Genomic DNA, 5528 nt, shown 5'->3' with positions numbered 1-5528 from the left:
TGTCCCCTTCGTCTAGTGGCCTAGGACACCGCCCTTTCACGGCGGTAACAGGGGTTCGAGTCCCCTAGGGGACGCCATTTGCGGGAATAGCTCAGTTGGTAGAGCACGACCTTGCCAAGGTCGGGGTCGCGAGTTCGAGTCTCGTTTCCCGCTCCATATTCAATGAAAACGCCGATCAGTGATGATCGGCGTTTTTATTTGTGCGCGTTAAGCACCTTTGCCAGCCGCTGCGTGGCTTGACGGATCTCATCCCGATCCAGTGAGGCAAAACCCAGGCGCAGGGCATTTTCCGGCAGGTTCATCGGCGAAAACTGACGGGCGCTACGCACCACGATGCCCTGGTCCTGGGCGGCGTTGACCCGTTGATCGACGTCGGTGTCATCCTCGAACCGCACCCAGAGCGCGAGGCCACCCTCCGGCTCGCGTACCCGGATACGGTCGCCAAATGCCTCCTGCAGGCAGCTCTGCAGCACCTCCCGACGCGCGGCGTATTCTTTTGAAACGCGGCGCAGGTGTTTCTTCAATTCGCCCTGGTTGATCAGGTCGGCCAGCATCTTCTGCGCGACCGCGTCGCTGTCTCCCACCACCAATGCCGCGCTCCTCTGCAGCACTTCAATCACGCTGGCGGGGGCGACGACGTAGCTGCAACGAAAGGTTGCGCCCAACGCTTTGGATAACGAGCCAATATAGATCACATGACGTTGTGCGTGATCACTGGCCAATGGCAAGTACGGCCGCCCGTTGAAATGGTATTCGTGGTCGTAGTCTTCTTCGATCACACAGAAATTGTGCTGCGCCGCCAGTGCCAGCAACTGTTGTCGACGTGCTGCATGCAGGCTCACGGTGGTGGGGAATTGATGGTGCGGCGTGAGGTAAATCATCCTCACGTTGTGCATGTGGCATAACCGCTCGATGTGGTCCGTTCGACAGCCTTCGTCGTCCATATCGACCATGACCAATTGCGCACCGAGCCTGCGGAAGATTTCCCACGCGGGGGGGTAGCTCAAGCGTTCTACCAGCACCACGTCACCCGGTTGGATCAGCAGGCCGGCGGTCAGGAACAGCGATACCTGGGTGCCTGGGGTCAGGCAGATATTCTCGGCGTTGACGGCCAACCCACGGTTATTGCGCAACATCTGCGCCAGTGCGCAACGCAATTCATAGCCGGTGCCTTCGCTACCGTAACGCACGCAGTTGGACGTAAAGCTGTTGCGCAGCGCGTTGCGGTAGTAGCGATGCAACACGGCCTGGGGCAGCAAGCGGTGGTCGCAGGCGCCGTTATCGAAAAACAGCGCGTCGTGCCGATGTTGCAGGGCGATCACCTGGGCGTTCTGGGTGAAGTACGCGACGTTCGCTTGTTCCAGCAATGGCGGGGCAAAAGACTGTTGTGCGCCGCGCGGCGTTGGCGTGGGCGCCAGTTGCGTATTGACGAACGTCCCACGTCGCGGCTCGCTGATCAGCCAGCCTTTGGTCAGGGCTTCTTCATAGGCCAGGATGACCGTCTTGCGGTTGACGTCGAGCAACTGCGCCATTTCTCGCGTGCCCGGCAGCAGCGTGCCCGGCGACAGACGCCCGTCGACGATCGCAGCCACCAGGCCCTCGGCGATCTTGCGATAGGAGGCCTGGCGGGTGTTTTCATCCAACTTGAGCAACGGACGCCATTTACGCATCTGGACCATCTGAAGTATCCAAAACTGGAGGTTTCTAATGGGCCTAGTCTAGCGCAACAATCAAGCCTCACTTACCCCGAGGTTTTTATGAATACACGCCATGTCATCGAACTCGCCCCCTCGGGGAAAACCTTTGAAGCCGGTGACGAGCTATTGCTGGACGCGATGCTCGCCAGCGGCCTGTCCGTTCCGTTTTCCTGCCGTCGCGGCGCCTGCGGATCCTGCAAGGTCATCGTCACTGCGGGGCACTATCGGGCCAAGTCACTGGCTCCCGGCGCCCCTGCGCCATGCTTCCCCTTGGCGGCCAATGAAATGCTGTTGTGCCAAAGTCATGCGTGCGCCGATATGCGCCTGGAAATTCCCGGCTGGTCGCTGGACACGCCCGCGCTGGTTGTCGAGGCGACGGTGCTGGGCAAGCGCGCACTCAGCGCCGATATCACGGAGTTGGTCCTGATGCCGGATAAGCCATTGGCCGTGCGGCCGGGCCAGTACCTCAAATTTCGCCTGGTCGGCGGTGACTCGCGCTGCTTCTCGATCGCCAACCTGCCGGCCGAAGGCGATGGGCGCCTGGTGTTTCAGATTCGCCGGGTGCGCGGCGGGCTGTTTTCCGAGACGCTTCTGGATGACCTCGAGGCCGGCGATCTGTTGCCGTTGGAAGGGCCTTTTGGTGCCTGCACCTGGCAGGATGATGCCGCTGCGCCTGTGGTCTTGTTCGCCACGGGCACCGGCTACGCGGGTATCAAGCCGATCTTGCTGGCCGCCCTGCAACAGGATGTGCCGGTGACGTTTTACTGGGGCGGCGCACAGGCGGCAGATTTCTACGACCGCGCATTCCTGGATCAGGCGGTCATCGACTCTGCGCATTTTCATTGGCACCCGGTACTGGCAACCGAGGGCAGGGTGCAGGAGGTTGCGCTGAGCCATGGGCACGCCTGGGAGGCGGCTCAGGTGTATGCCTGCGGCAACAGCGTAATGATCAACCAGGCGCGTGCAGCTTGCCTGGACGCGGGCTTGCCAGCCCATCGGTTTATCGCAGAGGCCTTTGTGCCCAGTGGCCAGTCCGGCGCCGATACGCTGCTCGACAACCTGGATCAAACCTGGGAAAAAGTCGGGCCGCGCTATTCCCTCGACGGCATGCTCGCGGCACGTGAGAAAAGCGTGCGTGCACTGGCCGCGATCGCCAGCCAACTGAAGGTGGGCATGACCACGGGTGCCGCCCTCGAAATGGCCGCCCAGCAATTGCAAACCATGGGTGCCTCACATACCTGGCATCCCACCTACATCCGCTTTGGCGATGATACGGTGCGCCCATCCCGGGAAGGCATCGACCCGCTGCGCACATTGCGCCCCAGCGACATCGTGGTGGTGGACCTTGGCCCGGTCTGGGACGGCTATGAAGGGGACTACGGCGATACCTTTGTCTTCGGCGAGGCGCCGTTGCACCTGGAGTGCCGCCAGGTGTTGCATGAAGTCTTCGATGAAACCCGCGAAGCCTGGCTGCGAGGCATGACCGGCTGTGAACTGTATGACTTTGCCGAACGCCGCGCCGTGGACAAAGGCTGGCGGCTGTCACGCAACCTGGCCGGTCATCGCATTGCGGATTTTCCCCATGCGTTGTTCGGGAACAAGGAACTGGCTGACTTGGCTATCACCCCCAGCGAAATGGTGTGGGTGCTGGAGATCCAGCTTTGTCACCCCGTGCTGCCCATCGGTGGGTTCTTGGAAGATATCCTGATGCGTTGAGCCCGCCGTTGCGGCGGGCTCAAATCGCCTCAGAGCTTGGGCAGTTGCCCGACGCGGCCCATCATTTCGGTGACGATCTGCAGGTCGAGCAGGAACTGCTCGACGCTCTTGAACTCGCCGTCCGTGTGCCCGGTGTATTTGACTTCCGGGCGCGCCAGGCCGAATTGCACGCCATTGGGCAATTCGTGCACGGAGGTCGCGCCGGCCGAAGTGCCGAACTTGTGTTCCATGCCCAGGTTTTCGCTGGCCACGGCGAGCAAGGCTTTCACCCATTCGCCTTCAGGGTTGCGGTACATCGGCTCGGCCACCGAGTAGGTAAAGTCCACCTTGACCTTGGATTGCTTGTCCCAGGCGCTGAGCTTGTCGGCGATTTCGGCCTTGAGCACTTGCGGCGTCTTGCCCTTCGGTACGCGCAGGTTCACCGCCAGTTTGAAGGCTTTGGCATCCTGGCCGACAAAGGTCAGCGAGGTGGTCAGCGGCCCCATGAAGGCGTCGGAGAAGCCCACGCCCAATTTGCCGCCCAGGTAATCCAGGCCCCAGTTGTCGGCGGCATACCGCGCGGCGTCGGTGATGTGGTTGTGTTTGAGGGCAATCTTGCCGTCCAGGCTGTGGATCAGCACCAGCATGCGCGCCACCGGGTTCACACCGGATTCCGGTTCAGAGGAGTGAGCGGACACGCCGGTCACCGTCAGCTTTACCTCGTTGCCGACCACTTTGGCCGCCACCTCGAAGTCGCCGCCATTCTGCTTGGCGTATTCAACGCCGGCTTTTTCCAGGCTGGCCGCCAGTTCAGCCGGCTTGTCGCTGACCAGAGTGGCCACCGATACCGAAGGAATCTGGTTGGTGGCCATGCCACCGGTCATCGAAATGATCTCGGCGCCTTTGCCTTCACCTTTGCGCACCGGGAAGGTGGCCATGACGGTGCCGTAACCTTTCTCGGCAATCACCACCGGGTAGCCGCCATCCAGCGCCAGGTTGTATTGCGGAACCGGGTTGTGTTCGAAGTAGTACGGGATCGCATCGCCGGAGGTTTCTTCAGTCGTGTCCACCAGCAACTTGAAGTTGCGCGCCAGCGGCAGCTTTTCTTCCTTGATCACTTTCATGGCGTACATGGCCACGACGATGCCGTTCTTGTCATCCTCGGTTCCACGACCATACATGCGGTCGCCGATCAGCGTGACTTTGAACGGGTCGAGTTTGGTGCCGTCCTTGAGCACCCAGTTTTCCGGCGTTACGGGCACCACGTCGGCGTGGGCGTGGATGCCCACCACTTCGTCACCGCTGCCTTCCAGGGTGATTTCATAGACGCGGTTGTCGACGTTGCGAAAGTTCAGATTGAACGCTTTGGCCAGGCTCTGGATCTTGTCGGCGATCTTGAGGAATTCCGGGTTCTTGTACTGCGGCAGGCCATCGACATTGAACGTCGGGATCTCCACCAGCTCGCGCAGGGTTTCCAGGGCGGCCTTGCCGTACTTCACCCGCGTGTAAATACCGAGCAGACGATTGATTTCGTTCTGCTGGTCGGCGGTCAGCGGTTTGTTGGCCAGGAAGGTCTCGATGGCCGGGCCGACATCATCGGTTTTCGCCAGCTCGCCCTTGGACAGGGTGCCGAGGAAACCCCGGAAATCGGTAGCCGGCGCTTCGTTGAAATGCTTGATGATCGTCGCGCTTTGTTCGGCGCTGAGGTTGGCGAAAGCGGGTGTGGCGACTGCCGAGAGGCTGGCTGCGAACAGGGTGGCGGCTACCAGTTTTTTGAGTGGAAAGTGCATTGTCAGAGGCATTCCTTTGCAGATAGTGAGTAAGAGGTTTCTGATCAATAAGTCAGAAACATTTCTACACACTACCATCACCAAGGTCGCTATAGGGAGGCCTTGGTGTGGGAAATATCGTACTCAGGTGTCAGGACAATAAAGACTGAAATGTGGGAGGGGGCTTGCCCTAATGCCAGTCAGTTAAGAGAACCTGCCGCAAACAAACTCTGTAGTGAGCGGGCTTGCCCCGCGCTGGGCGGCGCAGCCGCCCCAACAAAGACGCCGCGGTATTTCAGAAGGACCGAAGTGCCTGGGTTTGGGGCGGCTGCGCCACCCAGCGCGGGGCAAGCCCGCTCACTACAGA

The 5528-nt window shown here is 60.7% G+C and carries 3 protein-coding genes and 2 tRNA genes; 3 read left to right on the top strand and 2 right to left on the bottom strand.

What is annotated here, in order from left to right:
* The first annotated feature begins 1 nt into the window (after position 1).
* A tRNA-Glu gene (locus tag ACQRBT_RS00340) sits at positions 2-77 on the top strand.
* Positions 78-80: 3 nt separating this feature from the next.
* Positions 81-156 (top strand) — tRNA-Gly (locus ACQRBT_RS00335).
* A gap of 38 nt (positions 157-194) precedes the next feature.
* Here the strand turns inward: ACQRBT_RS00335 and ACQRBT_RS00330 are convergent.
* Complete coding sequence (locus tag ACQRBT_RS00330) at positions 195-1679, bottom strand: PLP-dependent aminotransferase family protein (protein ID WP_412047788.1); 1485 nt, start codon at positions 1677-1679, stop codon at positions 195-197.
* A 78-nt stretch (positions 1680-1757) separates the two neighbouring features.
* On the opposite strand from ACQRBT_RS00330, the gene ACQRBT_RS00325 reads away from it, so the two are divergent.
* On the top strand, positions 1758-3413 hold the full coding sequence (locus ACQRBT_RS00325) for a M24 family metallopeptidase (RefSeq protein WP_412047789.1): 1656 nt from the start codon (positions 1758-1760) through the stop codon (positions 3411-3413).
* A 29-nt stretch (positions 3414-3442) separates the two neighbouring features.
* On the opposite strand, the gene ACQRBT_RS00320 is transcribed toward ACQRBT_RS00325, so the two are convergent.
* On the bottom strand, positions 3443-5182 hold the full coding sequence (locus ACQRBT_RS00320; protein ID WP_412047790.1) for a dipeptidase: 1740 nt from the start codon (positions 5180-5182) through the stop codon (positions 3443-3445).
* Between the last annotated feature and the right edge of the window lie 346 nt (positions 5183-5528).

The organism is Pseudomonas sp. R19M (genome assembly GCF_050312585.1).
In the GTDB taxonomy this organism is placed as follows: domain Bacteria; phylum Pseudomonadota; class Gammaproteobacteria; order Pseudomonadales; family Pseudomonadaceae; genus Aquipseudomonas; species Aquipseudomonas palleroniana.
The sequence above is the reverse complement of the archived record's forward strand: the minus strand, read 5'-3'. Positions and strand labels throughout refer to the sequence as shown.

What these genes read in the sequence shown, in the direction of transcription:
- ACQRBT_RS00330 (WP_412047788.1), bottom strand. Translation starts at nt 1,679, where the DNA reads ATGGTCCAGATGCGTAAATGGCGTCCGTTGCTCAAGTTGGATGAAAAC.
- ACQRBT_RS00325 (WP_412047789.1), top strand. Translation starts at nt 1,758, where the DNA reads ATGAATACACGCCATGTCATCGAACTCGCCCCCTCGGGGAAAACCTTT.
- ACQRBT_RS00320 (WP_412047790.1), bottom strand. Translation starts at nt 5,182, where the DNA reads ATGCACTTTCCACTCAAAAAACTGGTAGCCGCCACCCTGTTCGCAGCC.